Below are 22,016 nucleotides of genomic sequence, written 5' to 3'. Positions count from 1 at the left end.
AACCGCTAGCTAGCCAGCCAGCTAACCAAGGCTCACACGATCTTGGGCATTGGGGTGGTCAGTGACGTGGTCAGGTTGACCTGCACGAGGCCTGCTCCGGCGTGGACTTCGACCTTTTTCAGGGTCACCGTGTGCTCGGCTTCCGGCGCGGAGTCGTTGTCGGTCATCACGGCCGGCGACTTGACGGCCACGAAGGCCAGCTCATCGAGGTTGAGACCCGCATCGGCGCACAGATCCCGAGCCTGGGCGAGCGACGCGCCGAACCCGTCCTTGAGCAGCACACGTTCGCCGGGCACGCCATAGGCCTGCTCGGCGACCCACTTGGCGTTCTCGGTCAGGGACATGCCGCGATGGCTGCGCGGCTGCGCCGGTGTTTCGCCGTTCTGCAGCGCGTCGATGAAGCCTTCGAGCTGATCGCCCAGCGCATCGCCGCCGTCGCGAAACAGGTTGCCGATAATCGGATCGCGGAACTCCAAGGTCTTCGCGGTTTCGCGCAGCGACGCGATCTCGCCGTCCTCGCCCTCCCACAGGTTGATGAGCGGGAAGGTGGGAATGTCAAGGCCTTCGAGGCGCTGGACATGGAAGGGATAGCGCCACGAAAGCGCCGGATCGTCGCGCCAAGTGGTCGCGCGCGTCACGATCACGGCGGCCGAAGGCCACTGTGCGCCATAGTCACGGCAGGCGATGTCAAGCCACTTCTGTGCCCCGGCGTCCGCACCGTACCCGGCTTCTACGACCACCACATCGTGCAGCGCGCACGCCATTTCGACCGATACCAGCGAGGGGATGCCGATGGACACGTTCGCGAAAGGGCCGCAATGCACGTAGACCGGCGAGCCGGCTTGCGTCTCCGTGAGCGCCGGCTTGACCGCGTCAAGCAGAATGTTGGTGATGCGCCACAGGTCGATGAATTCGCCGTATTTCACCGGCTTGCCGTCCTTGGTTCCGGCGATCATCGCGGCGACCCGCTCGCCGATTTCAGCCATCGAGCGCGAAAGCACCACAATCTGCATCAGCTCGCTGGTCGGCGTCAGCACGACGCGCTCGGGCACATCGCCTTTGCCGTAGTCGACGGCAATCTGGCGCAGCGAACGCGAGGGAACCTCGCTCACCCGAGGAGTCAGAATCGTATCGAGCAGGCCTTCGTCCACGGCCTTCTCAGCGAAAGAGACCAGCAGGTTCTGCGCTGCCGCGATGGCGGTCATCTCGCCGCACAGACCCCAGTCCACGAGTTCAGGATGGGTCAGCGATGCCTTGCCGCCGCCCGACGCGCCGCCCTTGGAGCCGGCTGCGGTGATGCCCATGCTCGGCTGGCGCAGCACGGCTGCCGCGTCGATGCCCTTGGCGCGCAGCGCATCGATCAGCGCGATGGTCGTGGTGGTCTTGCCTTCGCCGCGCGAAGCCTTCAGCGGCGTGTCAGCCGTGACCAGCACGACTTTGCCATGCTTGCGCTCAATGCTGGAGTCGCTCTTCAACTGTGCGAGATAGCCGAAGGCGTCGATTTTGCGCACGAGGCCGTACTGGGTGGTGAACTGATCGATCAGTGGCATGTTGTTCCTTAAGTTTCCGTGGATAGGGGCATGGGTAAGGATGGTGCAATTACTCAGGATAATACGATAATACGTGGGGCGGCGATTACATGACAGGCAGCTATGTTAGCTATGTCTCTTTCAGTTATCGGAGCGATTGAAGCCGTTGCTCATCTTCATGCTGGTGATGTACAGCACGGCGTCGAGCAGCTCGTCGGTCTGCGCCTTGAGTTGGTCGGCCATCGCCTGGTTGGCGGCGGCCAGTATCTCGCGCGCCTCGCCGTTGCGGGTGGCGGCGGGAATCTCGCCCGGTTCCATTGGCTGGATGTCGTTGTCGATATCGTCAGTCACTTCGATATCGTCGGTTTCGTCGATATCGGCATCGGTCTCATAGGCCTCGTCAGCCGCGCTGTCAGCCGCGACGCCGTCCAGCCGCGCCACCTGCTCATCGGCGGCGGTCACCATGCGATGCCCGATGCCGCCGATTTTCTCCTGGTAGCGCTCAATTGCGTTCGAGGTCTCGGCGAAGGCCGAGTTGCACAGCGCCGCGATGATGCGGTTCTCCCAGTAGAAGTTCTCCGAGGTCACGCGCGTCGTGGTATCAGCCAAGTAATCCGGCGTCGTGTCGACGTTTGCATAGAACGGCACGAGCGCATTGAAGGGGTTCGAGCCGTAGGCCATCCATTGGATGGCACGGTTGGCCTGTGGCTGGTAGGGGCGAATCTGGATGACGGCGAGCTGGCTCTGCCGGTTGATGCCGATGGTGCGGAACATATGCCGCGTATGCTCGTCGCCGAGCTTGCCGTACGGGTCGTATGGCGTGCCCTGATAGTGCGAGCTGAGCACGTATTTGACGTCTTCGATGGTGATCTTGCGATCAGGCTGGCGCGCCCATGGAATATCGTCGCTCTGCGGGCTGTGGTCGGCATCCGGCCCGTCCCAGACCTCGTCGTAGGGGTTCAGGAAGCGCTGCATGAACCACGCGCGCGGCGTGTTGTACACATGGTCGGAGTCGGAATGCGAGCCGAAGGCGTCGCGCGGGTTGAACGGCGTGGTCGATTCGACCGAGAGATCCAAGTGGTTCGCCTCGATGAACTCGGCCAGATCGGCGGAGCACATGTGGTTTTCCTGATCGCCGAGGGCGTCGTCAAGGTCGAATTCGTCAATGCCGAGCTGGTTCGGCATCGTGACATAGGCCTCGTCCGGCACGCGCTTGGCGATCCAATGATGGCCGCCGACCGTTTCCAGCCACCAGATCTCGCTCGCATCGCTGAACGCGACCCCGTTCATCTCATAGGTGCCGTACTGCTCAAGCAGCGCGCCCAAGCGGGCCACGCCTTCGCGCGCGGTGGTGACATAGGGCAGCACGATGGTGAGGAAATCCTCCTCGCCGATGCCGCCGGGCACTTCCGGCTCGTAGCCCGGCTCGCCCGCTGCACCCTTCGCTGCAGTGAGCTCGACCATCGGATCGGCACCCAGCACACGCTCGTTGGTGGTCAGCGTCTCGGTGGCGCTCATGGCGACATTCGCCTCATTGACCCCGGCCTCGCCCCAAATGCCTTCTTTGGCATCGGCGTTCGGCACCGCGCTGTACTGCAGCGGGTCGTCCGGCAGGTCAAGCTCCACATGGCTGATGACGCTGCGATAATGGCGGGGCTGCTCGCTCGGCTTCACGACGATGAAGCGCTTGGGATTGAACTCGCCGTTCGCCGAATCCTCGTTGCGAGCGATGATGGTCGAGCCATCATAGCTCACGTCTTTGCCGACCAGAATCGTGGTGCAGGCCATATGCTGTTGCTTCCTTTGCTTGTATATGTTGGCGCAGTCGCCTAATTACCTATTGCCTATTTGATTGTCTATGTGTCTTGCCGCGCCCAGCACTCACTTGCCTTTCGGGCCGTACTCCAAGACGATGCCGCCATGATCGAGCGGGCCTTCGTAGCCGTGCAGCGCGTGCAGCAGCTCATTGAGCCAGAAGCCCTGGCACAAGCCTGGCAGCGGCGATGCGGTGGCCCAGACCTGCAGCTCATAGCCGTGCAGCTTGTCGGGCGGCGTAGGACCGTTGTAACGCATGGTCACAGCCGGGTCGCTTTTCCCGACAAACTTGCTTGCCGCCGAAGTCCGGCCTTGGATGGCCTCGGGAATCATCGAAGGCAGTGTGCGCGAGAAGTCCGGCGGAATCTGCAGCGCGTGCGAATCGTTGAAATCGAACATGAGCGCGTCGATGGGCACATTCGCCACGCCCCAATGAATCCACTCGAATCCGCAGACGGGAATCGAATCAGGGTCGACGAACTGCCAGTGCAGATACTGGGCGGATGGATCGAGATTATCGATGTAGAACGGGAAGGAGACGACGGGCGTCCCATCGATGAGGTTCTCCGGCGGCGCTGCGGCGGCGAACTCATCGGGGACGACGGTGAAATCAGCTGAGACTCTCATGAACCCAGTATCCCCCACCGCGCTGACTTGCCCTAGGAGAATAACGCGAGAGCAACGGATTGCGGCCATATTGCACGCCACTCGGTGTGTCGCGTTTTGTACGCTAACGCCAGTGTCCTGTATGAAATGCGATGCAGAACAGCCATTGTGCGTAGTCTTTTGTACGTTAACACGATCTTGACGTATAAACCGCAATGGAAAATGGCCGCTCTGCGTAACGTTTTGTACGATAAGCCCAAGTTAGCGTACAAAAGGCTACGCAGGACAGCCATCTGCCATGTGTCATAGGCACAGCACTTCGCATATCAGGCACTTCACATGCCAGCGGGGCCCTGTGCATAGACATATGCGCAGGGCCCCGCTGGTTAATGGCGTCGGTTTGGTCGTGTCAGGATTGAACCTGACGCGTCAATGGGTATGTATTACTCGGCTGGGTGGTAGAACTCGCCGGCAAGGGCGCGCTTAGCCTTCTCCTGCGCCTCTTGCAGCGTGTACTTGGCCAGTTCGGCACGCACATCGTCGAGGGCCACAGGGGTCATCGACAGCGAGGTGACGCCGAGACCGGCGAGCACGACGGCCAGATCCGGATCGGCCGCAGCTTCGCCGCACACGCCCACCGGCATGTCATGCGCCTTGCCGGCGTCGGCGATGAGCTTGATGTTGCGCAGCACGGCCGGATGCCAGGCGGTCTGGTAGTTGGCGACAGAGCCGAGCGTACGGTCGGCGGCCAGCGTGTACTGGGTCAGATCGTTCGTGCCGATCGAGACGAAGTCGGCCACTTCAGCGACCTCGTTCGCCATCAGGGCGATCGAAGGAACCTCGGCCATCGAGCCAACGAACTTCAGGCCCTTCGACTTGCCGAGCTTGACGAAGTATTCGCTCTCATACTGATCGGCGATCATCGGGGCCATGACCCACAGGTGCGCGTTAGTGGCGCGATCGGCCTCAACGAGCGCTTCGAGCTGATCTTCGAGCACCTGCATATGCGCCTTGAGCGTGCGCAGGCCTCGCAGACCGAGCGCCGGGTTCGGCTCATCCTCGGGAGTCAGGAACGGCAGGGGCTTGTCCGCGCCCGCATCGAGCATGCGGATGACAACCTTCTTGCCCGGGAAGCGGCTGAGCAGCTCGGCATAGGCCTTGGCCTGCTCCTCGACGCTGGGCGGCTCGGAATTGCCGATGAACAGGAACTCGCTGCGGAACAGGCCCACGCCTTCAGCGCCGTATTCAAGCGCCGCATCGGCGTCCTTCGGCTTGCCGACATTGGCCAGCAGCGGGATGGGCGTGCCATCCTTGAGCGCACCGGGCTTGCCGCGCAGGTCCTTGGCCTGAGCAGCCGAGGACTGGGCTGCCTTGGCCGCCTCGATTTCCTTGTCGCTCGGGTCGACGGTGATTTCGCCCTTCGCGGCGCTGACGATGACAGTCGTGCCATTGGTCAGATCGCTGGCCCGGGATGCCGAAACCACGGCGACAATGCCGCGGGCGCGAGCCAGAATCGCGGTATGGCTGGTCGGCCCACCCTGAGTAGTGACGATGGCCAGCGTGTTATGCATATCCAGCGCAGCCGTGTCGGCAGGAGACAGATCCTCGGCGACCAGCACGAATGGATGGTCGCTCTGCGGCACGCCTGGGGCGGGAACGCCAAGCAGATTGGCGATCACGCGCTGCCCGACATCGTGCAAATCACCTGCGCGCTCGGCCATGTAGCCGCCGAGCGAGGTGAGCGTCTGCTCAAAGCCGGCGAAGCCCTCGAACACGGCGCGATCAGCGGTTTTACCCTGCTCGACGAGCTTGCTGATGGAGTCCAGCAGCGTCGGGTCCCCCGCCATCTGCGCCAAAGCCTCGAGTATTGCCGCTGCCTGCCGGGTTCCCTCGTCGCCATGCGACGCGGCCTCGGCGCGGGCGTTCAAATCCGCATTGACCGCGTCCAGCGAAGCCTTGACGCGCTTGATTTCACTTTGCGCGTCCAAGCCCGCGCCACGCGCGATGTCCTGCGGTTCCTTCAACGCTGAAGCCATGCGGATAACCGGCCCTATAGCCGTGCCACGGCCAATGCCAACACCTGTAATAATCATCAGAGTCCTTTCTCCAAATCTTTGTCAGTATATCGAGACACCTAGAAAAAAGCCACGACAGGGCGAGTCAGCCTCCCAGTCTAGATTTTCCATACCCATGCTAGACTAAAACGCGACAACGTTATGTCGCAGCATGCCCAGCAGGACACTGCTCAAACTCAAAGGAGCGTTGCATGTCAACAGCAACCCGCACCATCACCATCACCGACCCCGTGGGCATCCACGCACGCCCGGCCTCCCAGTTCGCGCAGGCGGCCGCCGCCAGCGGAGCCAAGGTGACCATCTCGAAGGATCCCAGCACCGCAGGCGTGAACGCCGGCAGCATCCTGTCCGTCATGGGCCTGGGCATCAAGCAGAACGACGAAGTGACCATCACCGTGGATGGCGATGACGCCGAATCCGTGGCCGACAAGCTCGCCGCCACCATCGCCGCAAGCGAGTGATTGCCAGCCTTTAGGCTACGAATACAGTAATGCCGGACGCAGTTCGCTGCGTCCGGCATTACTATTTGTACCTATACCCTCCCACGTTGCTTTTTGTACGCTAACGCGACGCTGCCGTACAAAAGGCAACGTTTTGGAGGCTTGAAACGTGCCGTTTTGTACGGTAAGGCCAAGTTGGTGTACAAAAGGCGACGCATCCCTTGCGGTTTTGCCCGCGACTCGCCACCGAGCCGACTAGTGAGCCGCTAGCGAGCTATGAGCGCGCAGAACAGGGCTTCGAAGACGAGCGTTGGGTTGCCGTTGCCGGCGAGTCGGCGCCGCGCGGTGGCGATGTCTTCGAGGCATTGCACTGCACCAGCGCGAGTGAGGTGGGCCGACAGCTCGGTGATAGGCGTGCGGTTCTCAAGGTTGATGAGTCCAACCGCGTCCTCGGCATTGTTCTGCAGCACGGCGACATCGCGGTAGATGCTGGCGACCGAGTTCAGCGCGCGGTCCAGCACATCGCGGCTGCGGCGCGTGGTCTGGCGCTTGAGCACGTCCTTCTTGCCGATGGCGTTGAAGGCTCCGCGCAGCTTGGGTGGAATGCGGTCCTTCCCTCCCAGTCCGTTGATGCGGCGGAATTGGGCCTCACGCGCCTCGGCCTGGCGTTGCACATCCGTTTGCGCTTGCGCCTGCGCATTCTCGATCAGATTTCCCGCCAGCAGCACGGCGTCGGAGGCGCGTTGCAGCCCCAGCACGCCGACGATCAGCTCATCGCGGTCGGCCATCACCTGATCGTCGTTGGCGTACAGCCGGGCCACGCCGATATGTCCTTCGGCCAGCCGCGCGGCACGCAACGCAATATTGCGGTCCACATGGTCCTGCTCGACCAGAAAATCCGCGACAGCCGAGACAGGCGGCACGGCAAGATTGATGATGCGGGTGCGCGAGCGGATGGTGGGCAGCACGTCCTGGGCGCTAGGCGCGCACAGCAGCCAGATGGTGTGCGGGCTGGGCTCCTCGATCTCTTTGAGCAGCACATTCGTGGTGCGCTCGAGCATGCGGTCGACGTCTTCGATGATGATGATGCGCCACGGCGCGGTACTCGGCGTCTGCTCGGCAGTTTCGATAAGACCACGCACCTCGTCGATGCCGATGGTCACCTTGTCGGTCGCCAGCACGGTCACATCCGGATGCGTGCCGGCAAGCACCTGCGCAGCAATCCGCGTCGGCTCCGCGTCCATACCATGATCAGGGCTTTCCAGAGCTGCTGCGAAGGCGCGGGCGATGTTCGAACGGCCCGAGCCTGAAGGACCGCAAATAAGCCATGACTGGGCGATGGCCTTCGCATCCCCGGCGGCGATGGCGGAGAGCTGGCCGACGACGCGCTGCTGGCCGACGATCGAATCCCAGACGCTCATCGCGGCTCTCCCTGCGATTCGCCGGAGTCCATATTGTCAGAAACTATGCCGCCGGAGACCAAACCACCAGAAGCCATGCCGTCAGCCAGCAAAGCATCGAAATCGGCCTTGATCTCCTGCCAGACCACATCGACGGGCCGCGCGGCATCGATGACCTTGAACCGCTGCGGATCCTTGCGCGCAAGCTCCAAAAAAGCTTGCCGCGTGCGATACTGAAATGCAGCGCCCGCCGATTCCATGCGATCCTCGCTGTGCGTGAGCCGGCGATGCGAAATATCCGTATCCATATCGAGCAGATAGGTGCGTGCGGGCAGCAGCGCATCGCTCGCCCAGAGATTGAGCCGACGCACGGCCTCGACAGTCAGTTCGCGCCCGCCCGCCTGATAGGCGAGCGAGGAATCCAGATATCGGTCGGTGATTACGATGCCGTCGCGTTCCAAAGCCGGACGTATCACCTGCGCAACATGCTGCGCTCGATCGGCGGCGAAGAGCAACGCCTCGGCGCGCGCGGCGATGCCTGCGTTTTCAGTGTTCTCGGCAGCGCCTCTGCTAACCGTCTGCCCGGCATACTCGGCGTCCTCGGGCACGCCGTGTAGCAGCATCTGGCGGATGGCCCGCCCCAAGGCGGTGCCGCCCGGCTCGCGTGTGACGGTAACCGAACGCCCCAAGGACTCGGCATACTGGCGCAGCCGCTCGACCTGCGTGGTTTTGCCCGCACCGTCAACACCCTCGAAGGAGATGAACAGCCCCGCCATCACTTGGCCTTGGCCGAAGCGCTCTTGCGGGTGCTTGCGCTGCTCTTGGCAGCCCCGGTCTTCGCCGTGGATTTCTTGGCTGCGGTGGTCTTCTTGGCTGCAGCGCCCTTCTTCGTGGTCGATTTTGCGGCTGATTTCGACTTTGACGTTGCCGCCTTGCGGCCCCGGCGCTTCACCGGGCCGGCTGCACGCTTCTCGGCCAGCAGCCGGAAGGCCTCCGGCACCTCGATCGATTCGGGCGTGTACTGCTTGGGCAAGGTTCGGTTCGTCTCGCCATCGGTGATGTACGCGCCGTAGAACCCGTCCTTGATGGTCACGTTCTTGCCGGTCTCAGGGTCGGCCCCGAGGTCGCGCAGCGGCGGCTTGGCAGCTCCCCGGCCGCGGCCGCGCCCGTATTTGGGCTGGTCGAACAGGGCCTTGGCCTGTGTGATGTCGACGGTGAAAATCTCGTCCTCGCTGGTCAGCGAGCGCGTTTCGCTCGTGCCGTCAGCGCCCGTCTTGGTCAGGTACGGGCCGTATCGTCCGTTGCTTGCGGCCACGATCGCCTGCGAGACCTCGCCGGTTTCGGCATTGGTCTCCTCAATCGCGCCGACTTCGCGCGGCAGGCTGAGCAGCCTCAGGGCGTCCTCAAGGGTCAGCGTGTCCGGACTCATCGACTTGAACAACGAGGCCATCTTGGGTCTTGGCGCGGCCGGAGCCTTCTTCGCACGCTTCGACGCGGCGCTCGTAGATTTTGCTGTCTTGCCTGCTTTGCTCGTCTTGCTCGACTTGGCCGCAGTATCCTTGCTCGCAGCCGTCTTGGCTGACGCTTCCGAAGCCGCAGCGTCCTTGTCCTCTTCCAGGGTTTCGGGCGCCACCAACGCCACATACGGTCCGAAACGCCCGTTGCGCACTTCGACGGAACCGCCGGTCGCCGGGTCCTTGCCCAGTTCGCGCGGCCCGGAGGCGTTGTGCTCGATGAGCTCGTGGCCTGCCTCGATGGTCAGTTCGTCAGGCGCCATCGTATCCGGCAGCGAGGCTCGACTAGGATTGCCTTCCTTGTCGAGGTGGTTCATATCCTCAAGATATGGGCCATAGCGCCCAACGCGCACATGCAGCCCGTCGCCGATGTCGATGGTGTTGATGGCCCGCGCGTCGATTTCGCCCAGCTGCGCGACCTGCTGCTGCAGGCCTTCGTGGGCTTCGGCGGCGTTCTGCGCCGCATCCTCGCCGGAGCCGAAGTAGAAGCGTGTGAGCCATTCCTTGCCGGTTTCCCTGCCATGCGCGATCTGGTCGAGGCCGTTCTCCATATCGGCAGTGAACTCGTAGTCCACGTATTTGGGGAATTTCGTCTCCAGCAGCTTCGTGACCGCGAACGCCAGCCAGGACGGTATCAGGGCGCGGCCGCGCTCGTAGACGTAGCCACGATCGATGATGGTCGAGATGATGCTCGCGTAGGTCGACGGTCTGCCGATCTCCTTGGCCTCAAGCGTTTTGACCAGCGAGGCCTCAGTGTAGCGCGCCGGCGGCTGGGTTTCGTGCCCATCGGCTGTCACCTGCGAGGCGTGCAGCTCGTCGCCGACCTGCATCGGCGGCAGCGACTCGTTCTCGTCAGCGGACTTGCCGGATTTCGCATCCGCCTTGCCCGACTGCGCATTGTCGGCAGTCCGAGCCGACTGCGCTGCCGTCGACGAGGACGAACCGCCGCCGAAACGACCTGAAACGGCCTTAAGGAAGCCCGGGAATTCGATGACGGTGCCCGAGGCTTGGAAAATCGCCTCGCCCTGCTGCCCTGCGGGCGCGGAGAACCTGACTGTAGCGGTCGATCCGGTTGCGTCGGCCATCTGCGAGGCCAGCGTGCGCTGCCAAATCAGCGTGTAGAGCCTGAGCTGGTCCGGCGGCACCTTGCCGCCCAGCTCGTTCGGGTCGCGGAAGCGCGAACCGGCGGGGCGGATGCACTCGTGGGCCTCCTGCGCGCCAGCCGTCTTCGTGGCATACTGCTTGGGCTTATCGGCGAGATACGACGCGCCGAAATGGAATTCGACCGCATCGCGGGCGGCGGAAATGGCCTCCTGCGACAGCGTCACCGAATCCGTACGCATGTAGGTAATGTAGCCGTTCTCGTACAAACCTTGCGCGGCACGCATGGTCTGGCGCGAGCTCATCGACAGCCGGTTGCCGGCGGTCTGCTGCAGCGTCGACGTGGTGAACGGCGGCATCGGGCGGCGACGATAAGGCTTCGATTCATTCGAAACCACCGTGAACACGGCATCCTGCACTGACTTTGCGAGCGCAGCCGCGCCGGTCTCATCCAGCAGACAGACGTTGTCTTTGAATCCGGCCGGCGTGAGCTTGCCGTCATCGCCGAAGTCCTTGGAGACGGCCAGTCGCTTGCCGTCCAGTGACACGAGCCGGGAAGCGAAATCGACGTTGTCGCCTTGGACGCTTGGTGCCCCCAATATAGCCGTGACATCCCAATACGCGGCCTTCACGAAGGCCATGCGCTCACGTTCGCGCTCGACGATCAGCCGCGTCGCCACGGACTGCACACGGCCCGCCGACAGCCCGGGGCCGACTTTGCGCCAGAGCACCGGGGACAGCTCATAGCCGTAGAGCCGATCGAGCACACGGCGCGTCTCCTGCGCGTCGACCATATTGCCGTCCACATCGCGGGTCTGCGCCAGCGAGGCCTTGATGGCCTCCGGGGTTATCTCGTGGAAGACCATGCGCTTGACCGGGACCTTGGGCTTGAGCGTCTGCACGAGATGCCAGGCGATGGCCTCGCCTTCGCGATCCTCATCAGTCGCAAGGTAGAGTTCATCGGCGTTTTTGAGCGCGGAACGCAGCTCGGATACGGTTTTCTTCTTGTCCGAGCCAACGATGTAATAAGGAGCGAAGCCGTCGTCCACATCGACGCCGAACTTGCCGAATTTCGCCTTCTGGGCCGCAGGGACCTGACTGGGCTGGGCGAGGTCGCGAATGTGACCCACCGATGCCATCACGGTATAGTCCTTGCCGAGATATCCGCCGATCTTCTTGGCCTTGGTCGGGGACTCCACGATGACGAGCTTGGTGCCGTTAGCCATTGCCCCTCCTTGTTCTACTATCAGTTCCTCTGCCATTCCTCATGGCATTGCGCAGCGCCATCATACGCATGCGGTATGTCGAAGCGCCAAATCGGGTGTGTGCCGTCTCAGCGTTTCGCCAGCAATTCCAGTGATTGCCACGGCGATTATTTCGGATTATTCCAGATTATTTCGCCTTCTGCTGCGGTGCGGTCGGCGGCTCGGGAGGCGCTCCAACAAGGCCGAGCTTCGAGAGCGGCGATGCAGTCAGCTGGCGCATCGCCAGCACCAGACCGAAGACCAGGGCACTTGCCGCCGCTATGAGCACAATCGCCGAGGCGATGGCTCCGCTGTGCGTCCACTGCTCGCTCAAGGGCAGCCCGGGCGCGAGCTGCCAGATGATATAGCCCGCGTACAGGCAGCCAAGCACTCCGGCAGTGATCATGACGCTGGCGACGATCTGTATGCTGGGCGAGGAGGCCCGCTTGCCCGGCGCGTCCATGCCGGATGCGCGCGTGAAGGCGAGCACCAGCAGGGTCACCGCGCCGATCAGCAGGATGGCCATGATGACATCGGTCGGACGATGCCACTGGCCGACGATCACCGACAGCCCCACCAGCACTGCGTAGACGGAAGCCAGCAGCGCTGCGAGCGCCCGCCAGGCTCGACCGACCGCAATCAGGAGCAGCACGCCGGCAGCTGCGGCCAGCAAGGTGTGGCCGGACGGCGCGGAATTGAGCTTGCTGGAAGCCGTGTTGACGATGAATGGGCGCGGCAGCACGTCCTTAAGATAGTGAACGGCCCAGAACAGCAGTCCGACAACGGCCATCTGCCCCAGCAGCCACCACCGGCGGCGCAACGCGGCAACCGCCACGGCTACGACGATGATGGCGACGCTCAGCCCAATCACGAGAGCGGAGTTGGTAAGCATTGTGGTCAGCGGACCGAACCAGCCGGCGATGGAGCCGCGCAAACCCGTATACACGGCATCGTCGTAGTTCTGGCCTGACATCGTGTGCACACCCAGCCACCACACGCCGGCGGCAAAGGCGGCGAAGACCAAGGCAAACGTCACGCACAGGACTCGGCTGGACATTCTCGGGCGCACGGTCAGCGGGTCGAGGCGGGCGAGGCCGTGGTCGAGATCGAGATCAGGGTCGGAATCGTGGCTGGAATCGTAGCTGAGCCCACCCTGCGATGCGGAGCCACCTTGCGAATCATGTGCGGATTGCCCGGATTGCAGGCCTTGCGGACCCTGCGGCCCCTGCGACCCGATCAGGCCTGTCAAGTCGTCTACCTGATTGCTCTGCCCAGGCTGCGCCTTCAAGGAATGCGGCGAAGCGTCTCCGAGCGTTGCAAAGGCTCCGTGGCTCGAAGCCGCTGGCGACGCTGATGTCGGCAGTCCAGCCGATGCCGGGGGCTCAGACAGCGGCGTGAACACGGGCATGGGGGCGCTGGGTGAGGCTGAGCTCGCGTCACTTGCGTCGGATGCGTCATCTGCGTTAGATGTGCTATCTGCGCTGCCAGCTTCACCGTCAGCCTCGGCCGCGCCATGTTCGCCATCTGCATTGCCGGCAATCTCCGTGTTGCCGACATTCTCTGTATCTTCCGCACCTTCCGTATCTTCCGGCGTCACGGCAGCTGTATCCGCACTGTCTGCGTCATTCCTCATATCGCCGGCGTTATCAGGATTGTTCGGGTCGCGCGCCACGGCATCGGGTTCAAATTCAGATTCTGTTTCGTCGCTCATATTTCACGACTCTACGGCCAAGCCTGCGACGATGCATTCGCTAGACGCGCAGTTGCGGCAAAACTTGCACATAAGCGGGTTATAAGTCAAATATGTGAAAACCTCCACGCACCCGTCAGAGGCCACTTACCCTTGCTGCATTCCTGCCCTGGGGGAGTTGGGTGACATAGCGCCGCGTGGAGGCTTTCCCTAGTGTACACCACCCTCGGATGCACTTCGGCACGCAAGGCTGCCGTAGCTTTCGCAACGTTTCCGAAGGAGTTTGCGTCGCCTTTTGCACGCTAATGCGCCACTGCCGTAGGTTTCGCAACGTTTTGCACTGATTTTGCGTCACCTTTTGTACGGCAGCCTCGAGTTGGCGGATAAAAGACGATGCAAACGGGTTGATTCGTCAGATGCAGAGAACCCCGGCGAATCGACTTTCATTCTCGCCGCGCGACAGGCTATTGAGTCACGGGAGCGCCTGCGGGTAATATAAAGGAGATTATGCGTTGCGACAAGCGGTTGTTGCCTTCAGCAGTCCATCGCATATGGTTCATGACACTGAACACATGGGAATATTGGGAACGGAAGGATATTCATGAATGCGGATCTAGTGGTGGTTGGCGCTGGCTTGTTTGGGCTGACGGTGGCGCAGCAGGCGGCTGAACGTGCGGGGGCGCGAGTCGAAATCATCGACATTCGCCCGCATATCGGGGGCAATGCGTATTCGCGCATGGATGAGGAGACCGGCGCGGAGATCCACCAGTACGGCGCCCACCTGTTCCATACGTCCAACGAGCGCGTGTGGGAGTATGTGAACCGCTTCACCTCGTTCACGAACTACGTGCACCGCGTGTACTCGACGCATGCGGACGAGGTGTTCCCGCTGCCGGTGAATCTGGGGACCATCAACCAGTTCTTCCGCGCGCACTACACGCCGAAGGAGGCCCAGGCGCTCATTGCGGAGCAGGCGGGCGAACTGGCGGGCGTGGAAGCCAAGAACCTCAACGACAAGGGCATCCAGCTGGTGGGCCGGCCGCTCTACGAGGCGTTCTTCAAGTACTACACGGGCAAGCAGTGGCAGACGGATCCGGCCGACCTGCCGGCCAGCATCATCAATCGTCTGCCGGTGCGCTTCAACTACGACAACCGCTACTTCAAGGACAAGTACGAGGGGCTGCCGACCGACGGCTACACAGCGTGGATGGAGCGGATGATCGACGATCCGAAGATTCATGTGACCTTGGGCGTGGACTTCTTCGACGAGAGCCAGCCGCTGAACAAGGCCGCGCTTGTGGGCAAGGTCCCGATCATCTACACTGGCCCGGTGGACCGCTACTTCGACTACGCGCTCGGCGAGCTGAAATGGCGCACGGTGGACTTCGAGGAGGTCCGCTACGAGGAGGGCGACCACTACGGCTGCCCGGTGATGAACTACCCGGATGCGGACGTGCCCTACACGCGGGCGATCGAGTTCAAGAACTTCAACCCCGAGCGCCGCGAGCAGCAGAACCCCGACAAAACCGTGGTGTGGCGCGAATACAGCCGCTCCGCCGGCCGTGACGACGAGCCATACTACCCGGTCAACACGCAAGGCGACCGCGACCTGTACCAGCAGTACAAGCAGCTGGAGGACAAGGAGCCCGGCGTGATCTTCGGCGGCAGGCTGGGCACCTACGCCTACTACGACATGCATCAGGTCATCAACAGCGCCCTGACCGCCTACGACAAGCGCATTCACCCGCTCATCGCGAAGTAGCTCAGGAATCGGCTCACACTTTTTGCGAACGTTGAAAAAAGTGTGAGCCGAACGGTAGCCACATACATCAATGGGGGCTGCGCGCGATTCGTTATGAATCGCGCGCAGCCCCCATTGTCATATACAGACTGGCTCTGTAGGCTAGCCAGCAACATCAGCCACTAGCCTACAGAGCATAAGCCCACTCGCTCAGGCGTGCCAGACGTCCTTGCCTTTGGCTTTCGCCTCGGCCACGTCGGCATTGAGCTGAGCCTCGGTCGACTCGACCTCACCGGCGATGAACTTCTCGACGAGCTGACGCGCCTCGTTGTCCTCATGCTGCACAGCCGGGGACTTCATGAAGTAGGAGCTCGGCGCGAGCACCGGGCCGGCGAGATGACGGTCGAGCGCGATCTTCGCGGCGCGCACCGCATCGATGACGATGCCGGCCGAGTTCGGCGAATCCCACACCTCAAGGCGATACTCAAGGTTCAGCGGCACATCGCCGAAGGTCGTGCCTTCCAGGCGCACGAATGCCAGCTTGCGGTCGTCAAGCCACGCCACGTAGTCGGACGGGCCGATATGCACGTTGTGGCCTTCCATCTCGTGCGGCACGATGGAGGTGACGGCGCGGGTCTTCGAGATCTTCTTGGATTCCAGGCGCGTGCGCTGCAGCATGTTCATGAAGTCCATGTTGCCGCCGACATTAAGCTGGTACGTGCGGTCGAGCCGCACGCCGCGATCCTCGAACAGGCGGGCCATGACGCGGTGCGTGATGGTGGCGCCGACCTGGCTCTTGATGTCGTCGCCTACGATCGGCAGGCCGGCGTCGCGGAACTTCTGCGCCCACTCGGGATCGGAGGCAATGAACACCGGCAGGCAGTTGACGAAGGCGCAGCCCGCGTCAAGAGCCGCCTGTGCATAGGCCTTGTCGGCCTCTTCGGAGCCGACCGGCAGGTAGCTGACCAGCACGTCGACCTTCTTGTCCTTGAGCTCCTTGACCACGTCGACAGGCTCGGCCGAGGACTCCTCGATCATCTCGCGGTAATACTCGCCCAGGCCATCGTGGGTCGGCCCACGCAGCACCTCGATGCCGAGATTCGGCACATCGGCGAACGTGATCGTGTTGTTCTGCGAGGCCTTGATCGCCTCGGACAGATCCTTGCCGACCTTGAGCGCATCCACGTCGAAGGCGGTCACGAACTCGATGTCCCGCACGCGGTAGCCACCGAAGTTGTTGTGCATCAGTCCGGGGATCTTGTCATCATCGGCAGTATCCTTGTAATATTCGACGCCCTGCACCAGCGACGAGGCGCAGTTGCCTACGCCGGCGATTGCTACGCGAATGCTCATATTGACTCCTCTTTATATATGTAGCGCGTTGCGCATTCCAACATTTAAGCATAGCGCCCAACTTGGAGAAGCATTGCTGGATTCGCTATTTAAGCGCCGAGTCGCCCCCTACAGCCCCCTATATACCGTGAAATTCCTAAGCGTGTCAACCCGACAGCGCCATTTGCGAAGATTTGCGAGAATTCCGCTGACAGGCATGTATTTTTCAGGGGCTGCCGTTACGGTGGTGGGCATGGCTTCTCAGACTCGCAGCGTTTCATCGCGGACCAACGGCACCCCGGCACGGGGATCGACAGGGTCGCACGGCGGCGCATCACCGAATCCGGGATCGCATCGCAACTCCAATGAATCGCATCGTGCCCAAGGGCGTAAGCCGCGCAAGAACAAGCCGCGGCATCCTGTCCGCCGTGTGCTGAAGTGGCTGCTCATCATAGCGGGCGCGCTGCTGCTGGCCGGCATCGCCGTGTTCGCCTACCTCTACATAACCACCGACATACCGCAGGCCGATAAGGTCGCGATATCGTCCAAAACCACGGTCTACTATGCAGACGGCACCACCGAGCTCGGCTCCTTCGCGCAGCAGAACCGCGAGATCATCAGCTGCGATGCGCTGCCCAAATACGTGGGCCAGGCCATCGTCTCGTCGGAGAACCGCTCCTTCTACACCGATAAGGGCATCGATTTCAAAGGCATCGGGCGTGCCTTCCTGAGCAACATCACCACCAGCTCGCGTCAGGGCGGGTCCACCATCACCCAGCAGTACGTCAAGCAGTACTACATGGGCGAAACCGTGACCTCAAGCTATGCCGCCAAGCTGCGTCAGGCCATACTGGCGGTCAAGATCACGCAGACGCAAAGCAAAGACGAAGTGCTGTGCAACTACATGAACACGATCTATCTGGGGCGCGGCGCCTACGGCATCCAAGCCGCAGCCGAGGCCTACTTCAATAAGGACGCGAAGGACCTGACCCTCTCCGAGGCCGCCATGCTGGCCGGCATCATCCCCTCCCCCAGCAACTGGGATCCGGCCGAGAACCCGAAGCAGGCGCAGACCCGCTTCGAGCGCGTGATAGCCATCATGAAGGAAGATGGCCATATCAGCAGCCAGGACGCGGCGGCCGCGCAGTTCCCGCAGACCGCGCAGACCACCCAGCAGAACACCTACGGCGGGCCGAAGGGCTATCTGCTGGAAATGGTGCGCGCGGAGCTCACCAAAAACAAGACCTTCACCAAAGAGGAGCTGGACACCGGCGGCTACAAAATCGTCACCACCATCGACAAGCCCAAGCAGGACCTCATGTTCCAGGTGGCGAGCCCGTCACAGGACGGCAATGGCATCGTGCCGCAGGGTCTGCAGACCGGCGCCATGTCGGTCAATCCCAAGGACGGGTCCATCATCTCGCTGTACGCCGGCGACGACTATCTGGCCAAGCAGCTGAACAACACCACGCAGGCGACCTATGAGCCCGGCTCCACGATGAAGCCGTTCGCGCTGCTGGCGGCCGTGCAGGAGGGCATGAGCCTGAACACGAGCTTCAACGGCAATTCGCCGCGCAGCTTCCCCGGCATCGCCAGCCCGGTGCAGAACTTCGGCAACCAGAGCTTCGGATACGTCAACATGTACAGCGCCACGGCGAACTCGGTGAACACGGTGTACATGGACCTGCAGCAGGATGTCGGCGTCAAGAAGGTGGCGCAGACAGCGAACGCCGCAGGCATCAGCTCTAGTCTCGTCAAGGGCGACAACCCCTTCACCGTGCTGGGCAACGATGCCGTGCATGTGCAGGACATCGCGCAGGCCTACGCCACCATCGCCAACCAGGGCAACAAGCCCACCCTGCACATCGTGTCCAAGGTGACCGACGCGAACGGCAAGAGCATGTATCAGGCCCCCACCGCGACGCAGCGGGCCTTCACAGCGAACAACGCCGCGCTGGTCACCAAAGCCATGACCGGCACCGTGCAGTACGGCACCGCCACCGAGGCACTGGCCGTGGGCAAGACGATGGCCGGCAAATCCGGCACAGCGAACGACGCGACAGCCGGCAGCTTCGTCGGATTCACGCCGAACACGGTCAGCGTATTCGCCATATGGTACCCCGATCAGAAGGGCAATCCGCAGCCGATTCCGCCCTTCGGCATCTACAGCGGCGGCAGCGACTACCCCGTGCACATGTTCACGAAGTACATGGAGCAGGCTTTGGCGGATACGCCCAATCAGGCCTTCCCCGTCGCCACCGACACCGGCAAGATCGGCGGCCCGAACGGCACTTGGGGCACCGGGGGCGGAATTTCGCAGTACAAGTACGGATACGGGACCACGCCCAAATCCGACTCCGGGCAGACGCAGCCGAGCACATCACCAAGCACCGGCAGTAATCAGGGCACGCAGAGTCAAACGCCAGCCAGCCCCCAACCGACGCAGACGCAGACGCCTGAGCCTTCGCAGAGCGTGCCGGTGCCGACAGCTACGCCAAGCTCGCCGGCTGCAGATGACAACAAACAGGGCGGCGCATCAGACAACTCGCAGCGGGATGCTGGCTCAGGGCAAGGCAAGGCTGGGCAGTAGCCGTGAGGTTTCGACTTACCTCGTAACGCAGAGTTGCCGCCCAACGTGCCAAGCGCAACACGATATTCGCGATGCCGCAACATGCAGCGGAATCTTCTCTATCGGCCACAAATAAGGCGGTATCCTTTTTGTCTGTATGGAATTGACGAAATCACAAGCCCCATACATGCCACAACGCAAAGGTTCATTTCTCTACCGCCAGCGCTGCATAATTGTCTATATCATGTAATGTGACCCATGTGAGCGACAGCTCAGCATCAGCTAACGGCATCAATTGACGGCATGGCCGCGAGAAGTTTCTTGGTATAGGGATGTTGAGGATGCCGATAGATGTCATCGCTAGGTCCACATTCGACGATTCTCCCGGCATGCATAACAGCGACGACATCGCATTGATTCCGAACGACGTGCAAATCGTGTGAAACAAAAACGAGTGTAAATTCATAGGTTTCTGCGAGATCTGCAAGAAGATTAAGCACCTGCGCCCTTACTGAAACATCGAGAGCAGATACCGCCTCGTCAGCAAGCAGTATCTCGGGCTTGGTGATGAGCGCCCGGGCGATGGCTATGCGCTGGCGTTGACCGCCTGAGAACTGATGCGGGTATCGAGTAGCGCAGCTGGCATCGAGTCCTACTGAGGTCAAAAGCTGTTCTGACCGTTCTTGACACTCATGGCGGGAAACTCCCTTTAGTGGTTCGGATATGATTTGCCAGACACGCATTCGCGGATCCAGCGAACCCATCGGATCTTGAAATATCACCTGAACTTTTTTATGAACATAAGAAGCATCTTTTGCCGATCCATCAGCAACCTCTCTGCCAAACAATTTAATCGATCCTGTTGTGGCATGATCCAATGCTCCCAGAAGACGAAGAGTTGTCGATTTTCCGCAGCCAGACTCGCCTACGATGCCGAATTTTTCACCCCGATGCACATCGAAGGATATGCCTTTAAGCGCTTGGAACGTATGCGAAGACCCGAATGTGCGCGTCCGGTATTCTCTAACTAATTCACTGACTTCAAGAGCGTTCTCATTGTGCTCGGCAAGGTTTGAAGGCAGACGGTTAAACACGATGCTGCGAGTCTCATCATCGGGAATCATGTTATGTGGAATGTCGCTACGCAAGGTGAATGAAGGCTTTGCTTGCGACTGGTCGATAACGTTCGCTAGCCTGCTCTCAGTTTTGTTCGCCGTATCTTGAGACTCGAGATCCTCCAATGTCAACAGACGGTTTGTGGCTGTATTTTTCCGCAACTGTGCTGCGGCAAGTAACGCTTTCGTATATGGGTGCTGGGGGTTGGCAAATACATCGTCTAATTTGCCCTGCTCCACAATACGCCCGTGACGCATAATCGCCACTTGAGTGCATAGCCCGGCAACGACACCCAAATCGTGCGTGATGAACAGCAATGAAGAACCAGAAGAGAGTACCTGCTGAGCCATCAAATCTGTGACCTGTCGCTGAACCGTGACGTCCAAAGCCGTGGTCGGCTCGTCGGCAAGCAATATCTGCGGCTTATTGATCATTGCCATTGCTAGCATCACTCGCTGGCGTTGGCCGCCAGACATCTGAAATGGGTATGATGACTCAGCCCGTTTCGTGTCTGCAAGACCGACGCTTTCCAGCATCGCGGATACTTTTTGCTTCACCTCAGTCGCAGGCAAAGAGTGATGGATGGTGACGGCCTCGCTAATTTGCCGACCCACAGTCATCAGAGGATTCAGAGCGGTCATGGGTTCTTGAAACACCATCGACACGGTTTTGCCGCGCAGTTTTCTCATCGCTGCATCACCACAGGCAAGCAAGTTATCAGAGCTTCCAGAAAGCTGGATTGTGCCCTCCGCACGTAAGCCATGCGGAAGCAGTCCCATCGTTGCCAGACATGTCAGTGACTTGCCTGAGCCGGATTCGCCAATAAGGCCAAACCGTTCCCCTTGGGCAATATCCAAATTGATGCCGTGAATGATCTCACGTTCGCCTGAAAAAACCTTCAAATTGCGTATGCTAAGCACAGGTTTTCTTCTCGCTTCTTGGGAGTCTTCGTGCGAGTAGCCGTTGTCCTGCTGTACCTGTGTCATGATTGCCCCTCCAAACGTGGGTCAAGGAAGTCTCGTAAGCCATCGCCAAGAAGATTGAAAGCGAGCACTGTCCATGCGATAGCAATGCCGGGAACCAGCACTAAGAACCAATTCGAATAAATGACTGCCGATGAGTCCTTCAGCAATCGCCCCCATGAAGGTTCCGGAGCGGGGGTGCCCAAGCCGAGATAAGACAAGCCCGCCTCAGCGAGCACAGCTACGGCGAAATTCACCGATAACTGTACGATAATAAGCCCTCGAATATTAGGCAGCACATGTTTCCATGCTATAAAAAGAACTCCTCGATCCGCTGCCCGGGCACCTAGAATGAACTCTCGTCCCATGATCTGCAAGGTAGCACTACGAGCAACCCGCGCAAATGCCGGAGATGCTCCAATACCAAGCGCCAAAGCGGCTGTTACGGTGCTTTGTCCTAGGACCGCTGTGAAAATGATAGCGAGCAGCAGTGGAGGGAATGCCTGCACGACATCATTCCAGCGCATTAGCCACCGCCCGGCATTCGAACCGACCATGCCACACGCAATACCATATGGCACCCCGATGAGAGCCGCGACTGCAACGGCTATCAAACCGACTTCAAGGGTGGTTTGCGCACCGGACATAATCACGGAAGTTACGTCATAGCCTAACCGATCGGTTCCTAGCCAGTGCTGAGCACTGGGGGCCAATAATTTAGCGGCGACGACTTTGGTGGGATCATAAGGAGTCCAGAGCACCGATACCAAAGCCATAAGGACCACTAAGGCTAGCATTATCCCTCCGGCCACCATGCTAGCGTTGAATCGGCGGTGGTAGTCTGCTGGATTTTCCGCCAGTTTCGGCTGCGTTGTTGCCATG

14 protein-coding genes and 1 other RNA gene are annotated in these 22,016 nt (G+C 61.0%); 3 read left to right on the top strand and 12 right to left on the bottom strand.

Annotated features, from left to right (window positions below; genetic code table 11):
* Nucleotides 1-32: 32 nt before the first annotated feature.
* The 4 genes from LKK40_RS06310 to ptsP all read right to left on the bottom strand — a co-directional run bounded on the left by LKK40_RS06310 (nt 33) and on the right by ptsP (nt 6,043).
* Nucleotides 33-1,550, bottom strand: coding sequence for a formate--tetrahydrofolate ligase (locus LKK40_RS06310; RefSeq protein ID WP_304309911.1), 1,518 nt, complete (start codon nt 1,548-1,550; stop codon nt 33-35).
* 120 nt (nt 1,551-1,670) lie between these two features.
* Nucleotides 1,671-3,317 (bottom strand): C69 family dipeptidase, encoded by a 1,647-nt coding sequence (locus LKK40_RS06305; protein ID WP_304309910.1) that lies wholly within the window; start codon nt 3,315-3,317, stop codon nt 1,671-1,673.
* Nucleotides 3,318-3,410: 93 nt separating this feature from the next.
* Nucleotides 3,411-3,971, bottom strand: a complete 561-nt coding sequence (locus LKK40_RS06300) for a YbhB/YbcL family Raf kinase inhibitor-like protein (protein ID WP_304309909.1) — start codon at nt 3,969-3,971, stop codon at nt 3,411-3,413.
* Nucleotides 3,972-4,393: 422 nt separating this feature from the next.
* Nucleotides 4,394-6,043 (bottom strand): phosphoenolpyruvate--protein phosphotransferase, encoded by a 1,650-nt coding sequence (ptsP, locus tag LKK40_RS06295; protein ID WP_273192492.1) that lies wholly within the window; start codon nt 6,041-6,043, stop codon nt 4,394-4,396.
* Between the two features lie 173 nt (nt 6,044-6,216).
* On the opposite strand from ptsP, the gene LKK40_RS06290 reads away from it, so the two are divergent.
* The gene (locus LKK40_RS06290; protein WP_273192490.1) at nt 6,217-6,486 is read left to right on the top strand and encodes an HPr family phosphocarrier protein; all 270 of its coding nucleotides are present in this window, start codon (nt 6,217-6,219) and stop codon (nt 6,484-6,486) included.
* A gap of 245 nt (nt 6,487-6,731) precedes the next feature.
* On the opposite strand, the gene LKK40_RS06285 is transcribed toward LKK40_RS06290, so the two are convergent.
* The 5 genes from LKK40_RS06285 to ffs form a co-directional block, all read right to left on the bottom strand.
* Entirely contained in the window at nt 6,732-7,886 is a 1,155-nt protein-coding gene (locus LKK40_RS06285) for a DNA polymerase III subunit delta' (RefSeq protein ID WP_304309908.1), read from the bottom strand.
* Entirely contained in the window at nt 7,883-8,641 is a 759-nt protein-coding gene (tmk, locus tag LKK40_RS06280) for a dTMP kinase (protein ID WP_304309907.1), read from the bottom strand. Before tmk ends, LKK40_RS06285 begins: the two co-directional genes overlap by 4 nt.
* Nucleotides 8,641-11,706, bottom strand: a complete 3,066-nt coding sequence (gene topA, locus LKK40_RS06275) for a type I DNA topoisomerase (protein ID WP_304309906.1) — start codon at nt 11,704-11,706, stop codon at nt 8,641-8,643. Before topA ends, tmk begins: the two co-directional genes overlap by 1 nt.
* Nucleotides 11,707-11,872: 166 nt before the next feature.
* Nucleotides 11,873-13,435: a phosphatase PAP2 family protein gene (locus LKK40_RS06270; protein WP_304309905.1), complete on the bottom strand. Its 1,563-nt coding sequence runs from the start codon at nt 13,433-13,435 to the stop codon at nt 11,873-11,875.
* A 92-nt stretch (nt 13,436-13,527) separates the two neighbouring features.
* Nucleotides 13,528-13,624, bottom strand: an RNA gene (ffs, locus tag LKK40_RS06265) — signal recognition particle sRNA small type.
* A 391-nt stretch (nt 13,625-14,015) separates the two neighbouring features.
* On the opposite strand from ffs, the gene glf reads away from it, so the two are divergent.
* Nucleotides 14,016-15,176 carry a UDP-galactopyranose mutase gene (gene glf, locus LKK40_RS06260; protein WP_304309904.1) on the top strand — a complete coding sequence of 387 codons (1,161 nt, stop codon included), beginning with the start codon at nt 14,016-14,018 and terminating at the stop codon, nt 15,174-15,176.
* Between the two features lie 189 nt (nt 15,177-15,365).
* Here glf and LKK40_RS06255 read toward each other — a convergent pair whose 3' ends face one another.
* Nucleotides 15,366-16,508, bottom strand: coding sequence for an inositol-3-phosphate synthase (locus LKK40_RS06255; protein WP_024463269.1), 1,143 nt, complete (start codon nt 16,506-16,508; stop codon nt 15,366-15,368).
* A 232-nt stretch (nt 16,509-16,740) separates the two neighbouring features.
* Here LKK40_RS06255 and LKK40_RS06250 point away from each other — a divergent pair, with 232 nt between their 5' ends.
* Nucleotides 16,741-19,077 carry a transglycosylase domain-containing protein gene (locus tag LKK40_RS06250; protein ID WP_304309903.1) on the top strand — a complete coding sequence of 779 codons (2,337 nt, stop codon included), beginning with the start codon at nt 16,741-16,743 and terminating at the stop codon, nt 19,075-19,077.
* A gap of 257 nt (nt 19,078-19,334) precedes the next feature.
* Here LKK40_RS06250 and LKK40_RS06245 read toward each other — a convergent pair whose 3' ends face one another.
* Both LKK40_RS06245 and LKK40_RS06240 read right to left on the bottom strand, forming a co-directional pair.
* Complete coding sequence (locus LKK40_RS06245) at nt 19,335-21,158, bottom strand: dipeptide ABC transporter ATP-binding protein (protein WP_304309902.1); 1,824 nt, start codon at nt 21,156-21,158, stop codon at nt 19,335-19,337.
* Nucleotides 21,155-22,015 carry an ABC transporter permease gene (locus tag LKK40_RS06240; RefSeq protein WP_304309901.1) on the bottom strand — a complete coding sequence of 287 codons (861 nt, stop codon included), beginning with the start codon at nt 22,013-22,015 and terminating at the stop codon, nt 21,155-21,157. The genes LKK40_RS06245 and LKK40_RS06240 overlap by 4 nt, the downstream gene beginning before the upstream one ends.
* Between the last annotated feature and the right edge of the window lies 1 nt (nt 22,016).

It is taken from the genome of Bifidobacterium tibiigranuli (assembly GCF_022655035.1).
GTDB classification, from domain to species: Bacteria; Actinomycetota; Actinomycetes; order Actinomycetales; family Bifidobacteriaceae; genus Bifidobacterium; species Bifidobacterium tibiigranuli_A.
The sequence above is the reverse complement of the archived record's forward strand: the minus strand, read 5'-3'. Positions and strand labels throughout refer to the sequence as shown.